Source organism: uncultured Bacteroides sp., assembly GCF_910586915.1.
Classification (GTDB): domain Bacteria; phylum Bacteroidota; class Bacteroidia; order Bacteroidales; family Bacteroidaceae; genus Bacteroides.
The window spans coordinates 32,534-48,114 of sequence record NZ_CAJULN010000004.1 but is presented as its reverse complement, the minus strand read 5'-3'; the positions used below and the strand labels follow the sequence as shown (position 1 = coordinate 48,114).

Below are 15,581 nucleotides of genomic sequence, written 5' to 3'. Positions count from 1 at the left end.
CAAAACAATTAGAGTCTCAGGGCTATTTTATATTTTTCACAGAAAGTATAAAATAACTCTGAGAACCTTGTGTTTTAGACTAATATGACCTACTTTTGTATGTATAAAAACAATTATAGAAAAATGGAGTGTATGAAACTTACAAATTTTGGTCCTATCAAGAGTCTGAACATCCAATTGGGAGATCTTACTATTTTATTAGGACCACAGGCTAGTGGTAAAACATTATTCCTTCAGATGTTGAAACTATTGGTTGATCAAAAACATATAGTACAGACCTTAACGAGATATAATTATGTTATAGACAAACAACCTGATAAAATACTCAATTACTATTTTGGCGATTGTCTTTCTACAATGTGGAAAAAGGAAACATTGGTAGAGGCGGATGGAAAAAACTATAAAAAGAACTTTCTTCTCAAAGTTGGTGAAGATGTAGGGGAAAAGGTATTCTATATACCGGCACAAAGAATTTTATCAATTTCGGATGGACGTCCTAAGAATTTTATGGAATATGATATTTCCTCGCCCTATGTTCTTCGTAATTTCAGTGAAACTCTGCGCTTGTTTTTTCAAAATGGTATGGGAAACGAGCAAACAATATTTCCATTGAATTACAGATTGAAGGGGGGGGTAAAGAAGTCGTTCGATGATACTATATTTCATGGAGGACAAGTGGTAATAGATGAACAATCCGGGCAAAAAAAAATGCGGATGAAAGTAGGCGACAGTAGTTTGCCGTTTATGACATGGAGTGCCGGACAAAAAGAATTTATGCCCTTGTTAATGGCGATATATTGCCTTACCGGACCTGTAATAAAAACAATTAATCGTGAACAATATGAATATATAATTATTGAAGAGCCTGAAATGGGATTGCATCCTAAAGCTATACAGAGTGTAATCATGCAGATATTGGAATTTATTAAATTTGGATATAAGGTTGTTGTTTCCACTCATTCATCTGTTATGCTTGAGTTTGCATGGGCTTATAGGCTTATTCAGCAATTTCCCCCGAATATACAACAACAAGCTTTGTGTGACTTGTTTGAAATATCCCCCAATAGCAACGTTAGCAAAATATTTCAAGGAATCACTAATCGTGAAATGAAAACATATTATTTTGCGCATACTTTAAGCGGAGTAAAAACGTTTGATATAAGTTCACTTAATATAGCGAGCGAGAATATTGAAGAGTCTGAATGGGGAGGATTGTCTCAGTTTGCAAGTAAAGCTTCGGATGTCGTTTCTAAATATATGATGAGATATGGCGCGAACGAATAAAAGACAACTGTCGGCAAAGCCGAAATCTCCCTTTCAGCATGCAGTGGAGAATACCTCAGAAATATCATCTGCTTATTGTAAAGGGCTTCAAGCCTTAAAAAAGAGTGAAACAGGAAAGGTGATTGCCTCTGAGCCGATAAAAATAGATGGAAGTGTTGATATTGACAGTGCCGTTAAGAAACTATATCCGGAAGATAACCGTTGGGACTATGCAATTGGTTATGATGGAAAAGTATGTTATATTGAAGTACACCCTGCCTATACTTCCGAGGTTGCAACAATTGAAGCAAAGTTTTCTTGGTTAAAAGCATGGCTGAAGAATAAAGCACCGCAATTGTGGGCCTTGCCCAAAGCATCTGTATCCTTTGTTTGGGTTCATACAAAGGGAGGATATATACTTCCACAGTCTCGACAAGCTAAGACACTCGCAAGTTTGGGTATAAAAGTAGTGCCTGTTCACAAACTGACATAACACCTATAATTATCACACTAAAACACCTAAATATGTCAAAGAAACTCATCCTTTTAGCCTGTCTGTTCCTTTCGTTCACACTCCAGGCACAGAACGTCGACCAACGCATCGGCAGTTTGATGAACGAAAGCCGTTGGTTCGACCTTGCCCGCGAGTTGAAAGCTACTCCGGCAGATTCCGTTACCCCTTTGCTTCGTCAGATGGCTGTCGGTATGACCCATCATTACTTCAACCGTCCCGACTCGGTATGCATAGTATTGGGAGAACTGCTGAACAATCATCAGCAAGAATTGGGAGCGAATACGTTGAGCATGGCTATGCTGATGGGAGTGAATCTGGCACGTGCCGGCCACTATGCTGACGCCGCCGGACTGCTGCAAAGCCTCTACGACCAACTGACAGCGCAAGGACTGGACAGCACACAAACCGATGTCTACCGTACCCTGTCGCAACAATACCGTGCCTATGCAACTTGCGGCGCCATCTGCCAACCTCAGCATACGGCAGGCGAATACCGCATTCCGATGACGATAGATAAAGGGACGGGACTGCTACGTATGGACGGTCACCTCAACGGGCAGGAAAGTAGCCTGTGTTTCGATACCGGTGCAGGAGTCAATACAATATCTTCGCAGCAGGCACGCAGATGTGGTCTCCGCTTATTGGAGGCCCATATGTCGGTGGCAGGTATTGGCCTGCAACAAGGCCGGTACGCCCTATGCGACACCCTGCGAATCGGCAGCACGACATGGACCAATGTACCTTTTCTTGTGGTAGATATTCAGACAGGTCATGCAAAGGCGGACAGCATCGGCCGACAACTTCCGCCGGTCATCGGGCTTCCCGTCATGTTGCGTATGCAGGAGATACACTTCGACTTTGTACGCCGTGAGTTCGTCATCCCCGAGACGCCTGCGCAGCGTCCGTACAATGAAAGCAATCTGATACGTACAGACGGTGAGAACCTGCGTCTGACCACCGTCAGTAAAGAGGGAACACCGCTCTGTTTTCACTTTGATACAGGCATCTATCACACTACCTTGTCGCCCGCTTGGTATGCCCGTCACAAGGAAAAGGTACAAGCTGTGGCTACGCCCGACTCTTTGCGCCTTGCCGGAGTGGGCGGTGTATCCGTTACCCGTAGCTATACATTGCCTTCGATGGAGTTTGCTATAGGAAACGGGGTTGCCGTTCTCGATTCCGTGGTAGTGAACACGGGTATCGGCCTGCATACCGGCCAGCCGGAGAATACCGCCTTATTGAACGGCGGAGAAGACGGAGTTATCGGCGTGAACCTGTTGGAGAGGTTCTCGAAAGTTATTCTGAATCTTAAAGAGATGTATTTGGAAGCGATACCGTAGTCCCTCTTTCCGGGCAAGCGGTAGCATCGTTCGTCGGCAACGTGATTGACTTCTGCAAATGCGTATCAGCCATATCTTTTGCTGACTTTTATTCCTTTTTGTTCGGCATTTTCGTCATTTTTATCTAAGTTTGCATCCCCTATTCCTATTTTTAGATAAGATGAAGATAATCAAGAACTACCTGACATATTCCTTGTGGCTTGTGCTGACGGTATTTGCCGCTTTGCTCGGGCTTCACTGGCTGCCTGCTATCACCGTCGACGGACATACCATGCGGCGTGTCGACCTTTTGAGCGACCTCCGCTATCCGGACGCGGATACCGCCGCAGCCGATTCGGACAGCATCCCTCTGCCGCCCGTCGTGAAACCGGAGTTTGTGGATACCTGCCGCACAGGGCTTACCTGCATCGAAGACTACAGCGACTCCACCTCTCGCGGCATGACTCCTTTTTACGAAGCACTCGACCGTCTCTCTGCCGAAGCTCTCGACTCCACCGACCGCCAGGTACGTATTGCCGTATTCGGCGACTCCTTCATCGAAGCCGACATCTTCACTGCCGACCTGCGCGAGATGTTGCAGCAACGGTTCGGCGGTTGCGGAGTAGGTTTCGTCACCATCACCTCTATGACGAGCGGCTACCGCCCTACGGTGCGCCACCTTTTCGGCGGATGGAGCAGTCACGCGGTGACGGATACCGTCTATTTCGACAAGAAGAAACAAGGCATCTCCGGACACTATTTCGTCCCCCGTCGCGGCGCCTATGTCGAGCTGCGCGGACAGGACAAATACGCCTCACTGCTCGACACCTGCCAGCGCGCATCCATCTTTTTCCTTAACAAGGACTCCCTCCGTCTCACTGCCTGCGTGAACAAAGGCACCGACAGGAGTTACATACTTCCTCCCACTGGCGGTCTGCAAGAGATGCAGGTGGACGGCAACATTGGTTCCATCCGTTGGACGGTGAACCACACCGACTCCACTCTTTTCTACGGACTGGCGATGGACGGAAAGCAAGGCATCATCCTCGACAACTTCTCACTACGCGGCAGCTCCGGACTGTCGTTGCGCGGTATCCCGCCCCACATGATGAAGGCGTTCAACCGCTATCGGCCTTACGACCTTATCATCCTTGAATACGGCTTGAACGTCGCCACCCAGCGCGGACGCAACTACGACCCCTATCAGAAAGGGCTTCTTGCCGTTATCGACCATTTGAAGGCTTGTTTTCCGCAAGCCGGAATCCTCCTGCTGAGCGTCGGCGACCGCAACTACAAGAACGAGAACGGCGAACTCCGTACCATGCCCGGTGTGAAGAACCTCATCCGATATCAGCAGAACATGGCTGCCGAAAGCGGTATCGCCTTCTGGAATATGTTTGAAGCAATGGGCGGCGAAGGCAGTATGGCGAAAATGGTGCACGCCAAACCCTCTATGGCAAACTACGACTACACGCATATCAACTTCCGGGGCGGCAAGCACCTGGCAGGATTGCTTTACGAGACATTGATATATGGCAAAGAACAATATGACAGGAGAAGAGCATATGAGAAAGAATAACCTGCTGCCTGTACTGATACTTTTGTTGGCGGGACTCCTCGCGGCTCCCTGTTTCCTTGCAAGGATTGCGGCACAAGACCGCGTCCCCGCCTGCCCGCCGTTGGGCAAGGCGTTGAAGAGCATCAAGCCCCTGCGCGAGATGCATTGGGCTGACGATACCATTGCCGCTCCTGTCGTCCTTCCGCCAACCTTCCGCGAAACCGGACGGAACGAGATTGTCGACAGCATCGGCCTGTTGGCTCCCGTATTCGAACATCTCCGCCAAGTGCGTGCCGGGCTTTCCGAAGATACGGTGCGCATCGTCCATATCGGCGACAGCCACATACGCGGACATATCTATCCGCAGACTACCGGAGCACGCCTTGCCGATGTGTTCGGTGCCGTTTCCTACATTGACAAGGGAGTGAACGGTGCTACCTGCCTTACCTTTACCCATCCTGGGCGCATCGATGAAATCGCCGCCTTGAAGCCCGAACTGCTGGTGCTCTCTTTTGGCACGAACGAAAGCCACAACCGGCGCTACAATGCCAACGCGCACTACAACCAGATGGACGAACTTGTCAAACTGCTGCAACGCAGTATGCCCGGCGTGCCCATCCTGCTCACCACCCCGCCCGGCTCGTACGAGAGTTTCCGCCAAAGAAGGCGCAAGCGTACCTATACCGTCAATCCCCGCACGGCGACCGCTACCGAAACCATCAGGCGCTATGCGACCGACTGCCACCTGTTGGTGTGGGATATGTACGACGTGGTGGGCGGCAAGAGCCGCGCCTGCACCAACTGGACGGAGGCCGGACTGATGCGTCCCGACCACGTGCACTATATGCCCGAAGGATACGTCCTTCAGGGAAATTTGTTATACCAAGCCATTATCCAAGCATACAACGACTATGTTTCCCATTGATATAGATTTCAGCAGACTGAAGGAGGTACTGACCTACGACCCGCAAGCGCCGATGATATTCAGCAGTGGTATCTTTCTGTGGCTTTTTGTCGCTTTTATGGTGGTGTATGTGTTGCTGCAACACAAATACACCGCCCGTATCCTGTTCGTTACCCTCTTCTCTTACTATTTCTATTATAAGAGTAGCGGCACTTATTTCTTCCTGCTTGCCCTTGTCACTGTGTGCGACTTCTTCCTGGCGTTGCTCATCGCCCGTGCCTGCGGACGCTGGCTGCGTAAAGGACTGGTGACGCTGAGTCTGAGTGTCAATCTGGGGCTTCTCGTATATTTCAAATACACCAACTTCTTGGGCGGCGTCATCGCGTCGCTGATGGGAGGGGAGTTTACGGCGCTCGACATCTTTCTGCCTGTCGGCATCTCCTTCTTCACTTTCCAGTCGTTGAGCTACACCATCGATGTCTACCGGAAAGAAATCAAACCGTTGCACAGCCTGCTCGACTATGCTTTCTATGTATCCTTCTTCCCGCAATTGGTGGCAGGTCCCATCGTGCGTGCCCGCGACTTCATCCCGCAGATACGGCAACCGCTCTTTGTTTCGCAGGAGATGTTCGGACGCGGTATTTTCCTGATAGCCGCCGGGCTTTTCAAGAAAACCGTCATCTCCGATTACATCAGCATCAACTTTGTGGAGCGTATCTTCGACAATCCCACCCTCTATTCGGGAGTCGAGAATCTGATGGGGCTTTACGGATACGCCTTGCAGATTTACTGCGACTTCTCCGGATACAGCGACATGGCTATCGGTATCGCCCTGCTGTTAGGTTTCCGGTTCAATCTCAATTTCGATTCGCCCTATAAGTCTGCATCCATCACCGAATTCTGGCGCCGTTGGCACATCTCCCTGTCCAGTTGGCTGAAAGATTATCTCTACATCTCTTTAGGTGGAAACCGCAAAGGAAAGTTCCGCCAATACCTCAATCTGATAATCACCATGTTCTTAGGCGGATTGTGGCACGGCGCATCCTGGAATTTCGTACTTTGGGGCACTTTTCACGGCGTTGCTTTGGCGTTGCATAAAATATGGATGACAGTCGCCGGGCGCAAGAAGGGCGAACAGAGCCACGGCTGGCGCCGCGTGTTGGGAGTTGTGGTTACTTTCCATTTCGTGTGCTTCTGCTGGATATTCTTTCGCAACGCCGACTTCCAGCATTCGGTGGATATGCTGAAACAGATATTCACCACCTTCCGCCCCCAACTGCTTCCGCAACTGCTCGAAGGCTATTGGAAAGTCTTTGCCTTGATGCTGCTCGGCTTCCTGCTTCATTTCGCGCCCGGCCGTTGGGAGAATGCGGTATGTCGCGGTGTCATCCGTATGCCGTTTGTGGGGAAAGCACTGATGATGGTCGTACTGATATACATCGTCGTGCAGATGAAGAGCTCGGAGATTCAGCCGTTTATATATTTCCAGTTCTAACCCTTATCACATTGTCAGATAAAGAAAAACATCAATCGTATGGAGCATTCATTCACTTATCAGCCGGCAGCCGGGCGTTACGACCGTATGCAGTATAAATATTGCGGCAAGAGCGGTTTGCGGTTGCCTCTTATTTCTTTGGGATTGTGGCACAACTTCGGTAGTGTAGACGACTTCACCGTGGCAACCGATATGATAAAGTATGCTTTCGACCACGGCATCACCCATTTTGATTTGGCAAATAACTACGGTCCTGTTCCCGGAAGCGCGGAAACTAACTTCGGGCGTATCCTGAAAGAGAACTTCCGAGGCTATCGGGATGAAATGATTATCTCTTCCAAAGCCGGACACGAGATGTGGGCGGGGCCTTACGGTGGAAACAGTTCCCGTAAGAATCTGATGGCAAGCATCGATCAGAGCCTCCGCCGCACGGGATTGGAGTATTTCGATATTTTCTACAGCCATCGTTATGACGGCGTAACTCCGGTGGAAGAAACCGTCCAGACTTTGATTGATATGGTGAAGCAAGGCAAAGCCCTCTATGTCGGTATCTCCAAATATCCGCCACGGCAGGCACGTATCGCTTACACGATGTTGACCGAAGCCGGCGTGCCCTGCCTTATCAGTCAGTATCGTTACAGTATGTTCGACCGTACGGTGGAGGCCGAAACTCTTTCACTGGCTGCCGAATTCGGTTCGGGCTTTATCGCCTTTTCACCTTTGGCGCAAGGCCTGCTCACCGATAAATACCTGAACGGTATCCCCGAAGGTTCGCGTGCCGCACGCTCTTCCGGTTTTCTTCAGCGTTCGCAGGTGACGCCGGAGAAGGTGGAGGCTGCCCGGCAGTTGAACGAAATAGCCCGCCGCCGTGGACAGACTTTGGCGGAAATGGCATTGGCCTGGGTGCTGAGAGACGAGCGAATGACATCGGTGATAGTAGGAGCAAGTTCGGTAAGCCAGTTGGCAGACAACCTCAAGGCGTTGGAACATTTGGACTTTACAAGGGAAGAACTGGCAGCGATTGAACAGGTCTTGTTGCTTATCGGTTGAAAAGTTTAATGCTTGTCCGTCATCTTTCCCTATCTGCCGAATGAGGGTATTATATCTTAATAACCAACTTGTTACAGCATATATATCTGCTGCGTGCAGGACATATATGCGCTGGACATTGGACATATAGATGCTGGAAGTAGGATATATATGCGGTGAAAATAGGAGCTATATGTGCTGCAAATCGGTCATAGGGTGCATAAAAACAGCGGATAATCAGAACGGTATTATCCGATTGGCTACGTGGTTGGCAAAGAAGTGTATGTAAACCGCTCTATCCGAAATATTTTTGCAGACTTTCCGTCAATTTGCGGATGGCAGTTGTCATGTGTGCATTGACAGTCCGTTCGGATATGTTCAGTATTTCACTGATTTGTTTATAACTCATGTATTTCTCCTTTACCATGCAATAGACGATTCTGGTTTTTTCGGGCAGTTGCCGGATGGCTTGTTGCATATTCTCTTCCATGTCTTTTTTCAGCAGTTTCTCTTCCGGTGTAAGTTCGCTTTCTGCTATTTCTATTGTATATTGGTCAATCGAACTTAGATTGTCTTGTTGCTGGTTCTTCTCTAAAAATGTGACGGCGTGGTTCTTCACTGTCATAAACAGATAAGAATCCCACTCTTTTACTTCTTTCAAGTACTTGCGTTTACTCCATAAGGAGAGAAAAACCTCAGACAATACGTCTTCGGCAGAAGAGGGTGACTGAACGAAATATAATGCAATGGAATAACATTTCTCAAAATACCGCTTATACATCTTCTCAAAACAGGAAGTGTTTCCTTCACTGATTTGTCGTAATAGATAAGTTATTTCCTCTTTCTCTTGCGACATGGATAACAGGTTGATTGTAAATTGATTAAACTTAAATTATTAATATGTAGAAGCGTCTGTTAACATAATTTATCTGCAAAAATAGCTTTTTATTTTAATCACGACTACGTATTTTGCATTTTATTTCTGTCTTTATATATAGAAGCGCTTAATAATATTCGTAAAATGATGAAAGAAAATAGTAATATATGGGATTTGCTTGCTAAGAGGACTGCCCATACTCTTAGTAAAGAAGAGGAAGAAACATTGGAACGATTGTTGGAGGAAGAGACCTCGTTGCATCGGGCTTCCCGGCTGGTGGACAATTCGCAGGTAAGTATGGATGCTCATTTGCTTGAGGAAACAAAGAACCGGACTTGGGGTAAAATCGAAGCTGGCATGAAATCGGAAAAGAAACATCGCCCGATGTGGACTCTCCATCGCTATGCTGCTGCGGCTTGTATTGCTACTCTATTGGTTTTGGGAGGACTTTTGGGCTATCACACCTGGAGCAAACCGGATATGCTGATTGTGATGAATCAGGGAAAAGAGGCTTTACTCTTTACGCTTCCTGACAATTCGCAAGTTTGGCTGGGCGGCGGTTCAAGCTTGAAATATCCTGATAAGCTGTCGGCTCACGACCGAGAGGTATATTTGGAAGGAGAAGCCTTTTTCGATGTGAAGAAAGATAATGGAAGAACCTTTCAGGTAATTACCGATGTAGTGGAAGTGACAGTGTTGGGTACCCGTTTTGATGTGAAAGTCTCCAAATCGGAAAAGATGGCGGAAGTTGTACTGGAGTCCGGTTCCGTCCAACTGAACGGATGCAATGAAACAAGCGAAGGGGTGATTTTACGGCCGGGTGAGATGGGACGTGTCAGCTACCAGTCTGGTATCGAAGTGCACCATGTCGATTTACAACTCTACACAGCCTGGAAAGATAAATACATGAATATAGAATCCCTTAAGATGGAAGATGTGATGTTTATGTTAAGTAAGCGCTATCATACGGAGATTCGTATTGAAGGGGATAATTTGAAAACTGAGATTTTTTCGGGACGTTTTGATATAGAACAGTCTTTAGAGAATATCTTCGAAACAATTAATCTGATTACTCCTATTCGTTTTTTGAAGCAATCGGATGGAACTTATTTAGTAACTCCAAGATAAAAAAGAAAGGCAGCCTGATATTATTATAAACTTAAATGAATTGCTAACCCTAAAAGAAAAAAATGATGAACACTACATGAAAAACAAAAAGGATTAGGAAATTGCCGTTTCCCAATCCTTTATCGAATTAAAATTAACTTTACCTAATTATTAATTTTAAATTGCAAATTTATGGAAAATATTTCAATCCCGAAGGGTTTGAGAGGTTTAATATTACCTCTTTCTTTTCGGGGAAAGTTCAAACTATGTCTCTGGCAGATATTATTTCTGTTGTTTTTTTCTGTCCATATACAGGCTCAACAATCAGATTTGTTGACGCTGAAGATGAAAAATGTTACGTTGAAACAGTTTGTGGAAGCTGTTCAAACACAAAGTGGATATTCATTTCTTTATAAAGATAATCAATTTCAGACGAATCAACTTATCACTGTCTCTGTTAGCAAGCAACCTATTAATACAATTTTGGAACAGGCTTTTAAAGGAAAAGGAATATCTTGGAAAATACAAGGTAAACAAGTTCTTTTATTCCCTGCCAAAGAAGGAAAATCGGCAGATGCTAAGAAATCGCGTACAGTAAAAGGAAATGTTACTACCACAACTGGTGAGTCGATTCCGGGGGCGAGTGTAAAGTTGGCTAATACCACTACCGGAGTGATAACCGATATTGATGGCTTTTATATGATAACGGTTCCTGATAATCAATCGGAATTGGAATTCCGTTTTATGGGATATGAACCTCGGAATGTAAAAGTGGGCAATCAAACTACGATTAATGTTTCGTTGGAGGAGTCTGCTTCCAGTTTGGAAGAAGTCGTTGTCGTTGCGTACGGTGCTCAGAAGAAAGTGACAATGACAGGCTCGGTAGCTTCTGTAAATATAGGAAGTTTGAAAACTCCGGTCGCTAATCTTAGTAATGCTTTGCAGGGTAAGGTGGCAGGTATTATCTCTGTACAGTCCAGCGGCGAACCGGGATACGATAATTCTACATTTACCATTCGAGGAATCGGAACGTTCACAGGTAATACTTCCCCTTTGGTAATTGTGGATGGTGTGCAGCGTGACGATGTAAACTCGACTTACGGTGGTGCATACAATAATATCGACCCGGAAGACATCGTTAGCATTTCTTTATTGAAAGATGCTTCGGCTACTGCAGTATATGGTGCGAAAGGTGCTAACGGAGTAATGATTATTACTACCAAACGTGGTTCGGTAGGTAAACCTAAAATTTCGGTAAAGGCGGAAACAGGTTTTACCAGCTTTACCAAAATTCCTAAGATGCTGAGTGGGGTTGATTATATGATGTTGTACAATGAGAGTCGTCGGAACTCAGGATTGAGTGAAGTTTATTCTCGTGAACAGGTATTGAAGACAGAGAGTGGATTAGACCCTTATTTGTACCCGAATGTAGATTGGATCGACCAGATTTATAAAAAAGTGTCATCCGTCTCCAATGTTAATCTGAATATTAGTGGTGGTAGTGATTTAGTACGTTATTATTTGTCGGCTTCATTTTATAACCAGGGAGGACAATATAATGTGAAGAAGGAACGGGGATATGACCCGAACCTAAATTATAAACGGTATGATTTTCGTAGTAATATAGACGTGAATATTACAAAAACAACTCTGTTGCAAATGAACTTGTCAGCTATGATGACAGACTCACGTTATCCGGGTATTGCTTCCAACAAACTGTGGTATGAAGCATTCTCTACTTCGCCCGTTGCTTTTCCGGTTCGTTACCCGGATGGCCGTTGGGCTGGTCCTCCAGCCAATGCAGGCTCCAATCCGATGAATGAAGTACAGAACAATGGTTATACCGACACATTCCGTCCTGCTTTACAGTCGGTATTTACAATTAATCAGAAACTGGATTTTGTCACCCCGGGATTGTCGGCTTATGCCCGTTTTTCTTTCGATAGCTATAGCGAATTCAATAATAAACGTACTGGAGGTGTGGATTTGTGGTATACCAACCAACGTGACGGAAATGGAGAACTTGTTTTTGGAAAACCAATAAAAGAAGGTTCAGATGAACTTTATTACGAGCATAGTGATACTGGTGAGAGGGTTATTTATACGGAAGCCAATATCGCTTACGACCGTACTTTTGGGCATCATAACATAAACGGAATGTTGCTGTATAATATGCGTAACCGTATGATTGCTACAGCTCAAAATGCGATAGCCTCTATTCCTTATCGCAATCAGGCTATTGCCGCTCGCTTTGGTTACGGTTATAAAGAACGCTATTTGGTGGAAGTAAACGGTTCTTATACAGGTTCGGAGAACTTTGCTCCTGGACATCGTTTTGGATTCTTCCCTGCTGCTTCTGTAGGTTGGGTTATTTCAAATGAACCATTTTTCAGAAAAATGTCTCGGAAAGTGGATTTATTGAAACTACGTGCTTCTTATGGTATTGTGGGTAATGACAATATTGGTGGAACAGGAGACCGTTTTGCCTATTTTACTCAGTTTGGCAGTGGTAATAATTATGGATTTGGTCCGAATGGAAATCTTGTATACGGTATCAGAGAGACTTTGCTCGGCTCAGACAAGCTCACATGGGAGAAATCTTATAAGGCTAATCTCGGTTTGGAAATGATGCTTTGGGGAAAATTGAATGTGACAATGGACTATTATTGGGAAAGGCGCAAAGATATTTTGATTCAGCGTTCTTCTTTACCGGGTATGGCAGGTTTTGACGCTTCTATTTATGCCAATATGGGTGAAATGGACAATAAGGGAATAGATGCTAATTTAGAATATCAGACTCGTATCGGTAATAAGGTGGGATTACGTTTGTTTGGTAACTTGACTTACAGCAAAAATAAGATTGTGTTCCGTGACGAACCGGATATGCAATATCCTTATCAAAAAAGCGAAGGTACTCGTTATGGTGAATTCTATGGATATATAGCTGAAGGTTATTTTCAAGGTGAGAAAGAAATTGAAAATAGTCCGAGACAGTTGCGTGAATTGGCACCTGGTGACATCAAATACAAGGATTTAAACAATGACAATGTGATTGATGCTAATGACCAATGTTATTTAGGTAAATCTTGGTTCCCCTCTTGGTCATATGGAATGGGTTTCAATATCAACTATCATAATTTTGATTTGTCTCTCTTTTTCCAGGGAGTTGCTGATGTTTCCATTATGGCAAATGGTAGCTCTATTGACACAGGGAATGGAAATTGGGGAGCAGGCGGAGTCGGTATTGTACCTTTTACCGGTATGGGATTGAATCCGAGTAATGTCATAACCAAGACATTGGATCGTTGGACAGCGGATAATCCGAATGCAGAAGCATGGTATCCACGTATGACAGCTAACGCTACCACCAATGATAATAATTATGTGAATAGTACGCACTGGCTGAAAGACGGTAGTTATTTACGTCTGAAACAAGCTTCGTTTGGATATACGCTTGAAAACAAAAAAATGATGGATAAAGGAATAGAATACCTTTATTTTTATTTGTCGGGACAGAATCTATTGACGTTCTCGAAATTTAAATTGTGGGACCCCGAATTAGGCTCTAATGGAGCAAAATACCCATTATCCCGTATGGTGACATTGGGAATGAGAGTTTCGTTTTAATCTAATAAAGCAATGAAAACAATGAAAAAAATATTTAGTCGTATATTGGCTGTCGGATTATTGTTCGCTGGCGTTATAGGAGTCTCTTCTTGTGATTATTTGGATCAGAAACCGGAAAATCTGAAAACAACAGATATGATTTGGAATAACCGTGTGGAAGCCGAAGCCTACTTATATAATATTTACGGATATATTTGGTTATCTACCGATGATCCGGTTGTATTCGGTTTTGCCGATGAATCTTCCTGTGTCTTTTCAAATACAAATGTCCGTAATATGGTAGAAGGTAACTGGGGACCTTCTAATACATTAGGAGATAATAAATGGAATACAGCTTATCGCGGAATACAGAAGGCTCTTGTATTTGAACAGAATGTCGATCGTGTTCCTGAAGGAGTGTTGAGTGCAGACTTGAAGGAACAATATAAAGCAGAATCACGTTTCTTGCGTGGCTGGTTTTATTGGAATTTGTTACGCTTGTATGGACCGTTTGTGATTTTTGAGAAACCTGTCGAGCAAGATGAAGATTTTAATAAATACGTGCGTCGTCCGTTTGATGAATGTGTAGAATATGTTTGCGATTTGATGGAGTCGACATTGAATGTATTGCCAGATGTATGGGCCTCGACTGCTTATTTAGGACGTCCAACGCGAGGCGCTGCTTTGGCAGTGATTTCGCAAGCTCGTTTGTTGGCAGCCAGCGAACTATGGAATGGAAATCCTCGTTTTAAGGACTTTAAGAATAAGGATGGAGAACTGTTGGCGCCTCAAACACAAGACCTTGAAAAATGGCGGATTGCTGCTGAAGCTGCCGAGGATGTGATTGATTTAGGGATTTATCATCTTTATTATAATACAGAGAGTGGTGATAAAGAGTTTGACCCTTATTTGTCTTTCCGCGAATTGTTTATGTCTGGTAATCATTCCGAAGTAATATTTGCAACTCATAAATCGGGTGATTGGCAATGGGGATATGATAAGCGTTGTAATCCGAAAAATGGTGGATATAGTATGCAGAATGCCACACAGAATATTGTGGATGCATTCTTGACTCGTAATGGGTTGGATATTAATGATGATGTTAGTTATACAGAAGAAGGATTTGCGCAAAGTGACGATCCGGAAGAGTATGGTAAAGTCCGTAATGAGATTAATCGGGGATACCGTAAAGGAGAATCGAATATGTATGTCAATCGTGAACCTCGTTTTTATGCGTCTGTACATTATAACGGGCGTCCTGTTCTTTCTGCAATTACTGTAGATGATTGTAACTATTTCTCCTCTGATAAGAATAAGGATGGATTTGGAAGGGCTGAGTATTATTATTCGGGTGCATCGGGAGCCGGAACGCAGATGACTGACTTTACTGGATATAATGTAGCTAAGAAAGTGAGTACTTCTTCCAGTATCCGGAATGATCAGGCTGTATATCGTCCCTATATTCATATTCGCTATGCTGAAATTTTATTGAATTATATGGAAGCTATGAATGAATATAATCCTGAAGATCCCAAGATTATCACTTATTTTAATGAAATTCGTCAGAGAGCGGGCATTCCGAATATTACAGTTACTTATCCGCAGGATTTGGGAAATAAAGAGAAAATGCGTGAATGGATTCTCCGTGAGCGCCAAATTGAATTGGCTTTCGAAGGCGACCGTTTTTGGACGCTTGCTCGCAGATTGCTTTATGAGAAAAAGGAGAACCGTAAAATTTATCGTATGAATGTGCTTGCTGACGATCAAGGGCAAGGGTTTTCTTTTGAAGGTTTCTATGAACGTAAACTGTTACAAACCAGATATTGGGCTAACAAAATGTATTTGTATCCGATAGCTCAGTCTGAGATTGATCGTGCCCGTGGTTTGGTTCAGAATCCAGGATGGTAGT

The 15,581-nt window shown here is 44.7% G+C and carries 11 protein-coding genes; 10 read left to right on the top strand and 1 reads right to left on the bottom strand.

Features of this window, described 5'->3' with window-relative positions; translation table 11 throughout:
* The first annotated feature begins 132 nt into the window (after positions 1 to 132).
* The 7 genes from QZ331_RS02680 (at position 133) to QZ331_RS02650 (ending at position 8,103) form a co-directional block, all read left to right on the top strand.
* Complete coding sequence (locus tag QZ331_RS02680) at positions 133 to 1,284, top strand: AAA family ATPase (RefSeq protein ID WP_294627829.1); 1,152 nt, start codon at positions 133 to 135, stop codon at positions 1,282 to 1,284.
* A complete protein-coding gene (locus QZ331_RS02675) occupies positions 1,268 to 1,756 on the top strand; it encodes a hypothetical protein (protein WP_294627827.1) in 489 nt (162 codons plus the stop codon). The genes QZ331_RS02680 and QZ331_RS02675 overlap by 17 nt, the downstream gene beginning before the upstream one ends.
* A 32-nt stretch (positions 1,757 to 1,788) precedes the next feature.
* Positions 1,789 to 3,117: a retropepsin-like aspartic protease gene (locus QZ331_RS02670; protein ID WP_294627825.1), complete on the top strand. Its 1,329-nt coding sequence runs from the start codon at positions 1,789 to 1,791 to the stop codon at positions 3,115 to 3,117.
* Between the two features lie 160 nt (positions 3,118 to 3,277).
* Positions 3,278 to 4,675 (top strand): SGNH/GDSL hydrolase family protein, encoded by a 1,398-nt coding sequence (locus QZ331_RS02665; protein WP_294627824.1) that lies wholly within the window; start codon positions 3,278 to 3,280, stop codon positions 4,673 to 4,675.
* Positions 4,662 to 5,579 (top strand): SGNH/GDSL hydrolase family protein, encoded by a 918-nt coding sequence (locus QZ331_RS02660; RefSeq protein WP_294627822.1) that lies wholly within the window; start codon positions 4,662 to 4,664, stop codon positions 5,577 to 5,579. Before QZ331_RS02665 ends, QZ331_RS02660 begins: the two co-directional genes overlap by 14 nt.
* Entirely contained in the window at positions 5,566 to 7,053 is a 1,488-nt protein-coding gene (locus QZ331_RS02655; protein ID WP_294627820.1) for an MBOAT family protein, read from the top strand. Before QZ331_RS02660 ends, QZ331_RS02655 begins: the two co-directional genes overlap by 14 nt.
* Positions 7,054 to 7,092: 39 nt before the next feature.
* Positions 7,093 to 8,103, top strand: a complete 1,011-nt coding sequence (locus QZ331_RS02650; protein ID WP_294627819.1) for an aldo/keto reductase — start codon at positions 7,093 to 7,095, stop codon at positions 8,101 to 8,103.
* 274 nt (positions 8,104 to 8,377) lie between these two features.
* Here the strand turns inward: QZ331_RS02650 and QZ331_RS02645 are convergent, their stop codons facing one another.
* Positions 8,378 to 8,938, bottom strand: coding sequence for an RNA polymerase sigma-70 factor (locus QZ331_RS02645; RefSeq protein WP_294627817.1), 561 nt, complete (start codon positions 8,936 to 8,938; stop codon positions 8,378 to 8,380).
* Between the two features lie 165 nt (positions 8,939 to 9,103).
* Between QZ331_RS02645 and QZ331_RS02640 the strand changes: the two genes are divergently transcribed.
* The 3 genes from QZ331_RS02640 (at position 9,104) to QZ331_RS02630 (ending at position 15,580) form a co-directional block, all read left to right on the top strand.
* Complete coding sequence (locus tag QZ331_RS02640) at positions 9,104 to 10,087, top strand: FecR family protein (protein WP_294627815.1); 984 nt, start codon at positions 9,104 to 9,106, stop codon at positions 10,085 to 10,087.
* Between the two features lie 171 nt (positions 10,088 to 10,258).
* A complete protein-coding gene (locus QZ331_RS02635) occupies positions 10,259 to 13,693 on the top strand; it encodes a TonB-dependent receptor (RefSeq protein ID WP_294627813.1) in 3,435 nt (1,144 codons plus the stop codon).
* A 12-nt stretch (positions 13,694 to 13,705) separates the two neighbouring features.
* Positions 13,706 to 15,580: a RagB/SusD family nutrient uptake outer membrane protein gene (locus tag QZ331_RS02630; RefSeq protein WP_294627811.1), complete on the top strand. Its 1,875-nt coding sequence runs from the start codon at positions 13,706 to 13,708 to the stop codon at positions 15,578 to 15,580.
* The last annotated feature ends 1 nt before the right edge of the window (position 15,581 follow it).

Bases quoted from the DNA above. Each gene is read 5' to 3' on its own strand.
- QZ331_RS02670 (WP_294627825.1), top strand. From the start codon at position 1,789: ATGTCAAAGAAACTCATCCTTTTAGCCTGTCTGTTCCTTTCGTTCACA.
- QZ331_RS02680 (WP_294627829.1), top strand. From the start codon at position 133: ATGAAACTTACAAATTTTGGTCCTATCAAGAGTCTGAACATCCAATTG.
- QZ331_RS02675 (WP_294627827.1), top strand. From the start codon at position 1,268: ATGGCGCGAACGAATAAAAGACAACTGTCGGCAAAGCCGAAATCTCCC.
- QZ331_RS02640 (WP_294627815.1), top strand. From the start codon at position 9,104: ATGATGAAAGAAAATAGTAATATATGGGATTTGCTTGCTAAGAGGACT.
- QZ331_RS02650 (WP_294627819.1), top strand. From the start codon at position 7,093: ATGGAGCATTCATTCACTTATCAGCCGGCAGCCGGGCGTTACGACCGT.
- QZ331_RS02665 (WP_294627824.1), top strand. From the start codon at position 3,278: ATGAAGATAATCAAGAACTACCTGACATATTCCTTGTGGCTTGTGCTG.
- QZ331_RS02630 (WP_294627811.1), top strand. From the start codon at position 13,706: ATGAAAACAATGAAAAAAATATTTAGTCGTATATTGGCTGTCGGATTA.
- QZ331_RS02655 (WP_294627820.1), top strand. From the start codon at position 5,566: ATGTTTCCCATTGATATAGATTTCAGCAGACTGAAGGAGGTACTGACC.
- QZ331_RS02635 (WP_294627813.1), top strand. From the start codon at position 10,259: ATGGAAAATATTTCAATCCCGAAGGGTTTGAGAGGTTTAATATTACCT.
- QZ331_RS02645 (WP_294627817.1), bottom strand. From the start codon at position 8,938: ATGTCGCAAGAGAAAGAGGAAATAACTTATCTATTACGACAAATCAGT.
- QZ331_RS02660 (WP_294627822.1), top strand. From the start codon at position 4,662: ATGAGAAAGAATAACCTGCTGCCTGTACTGATACTTTTGTTGGCGGGA.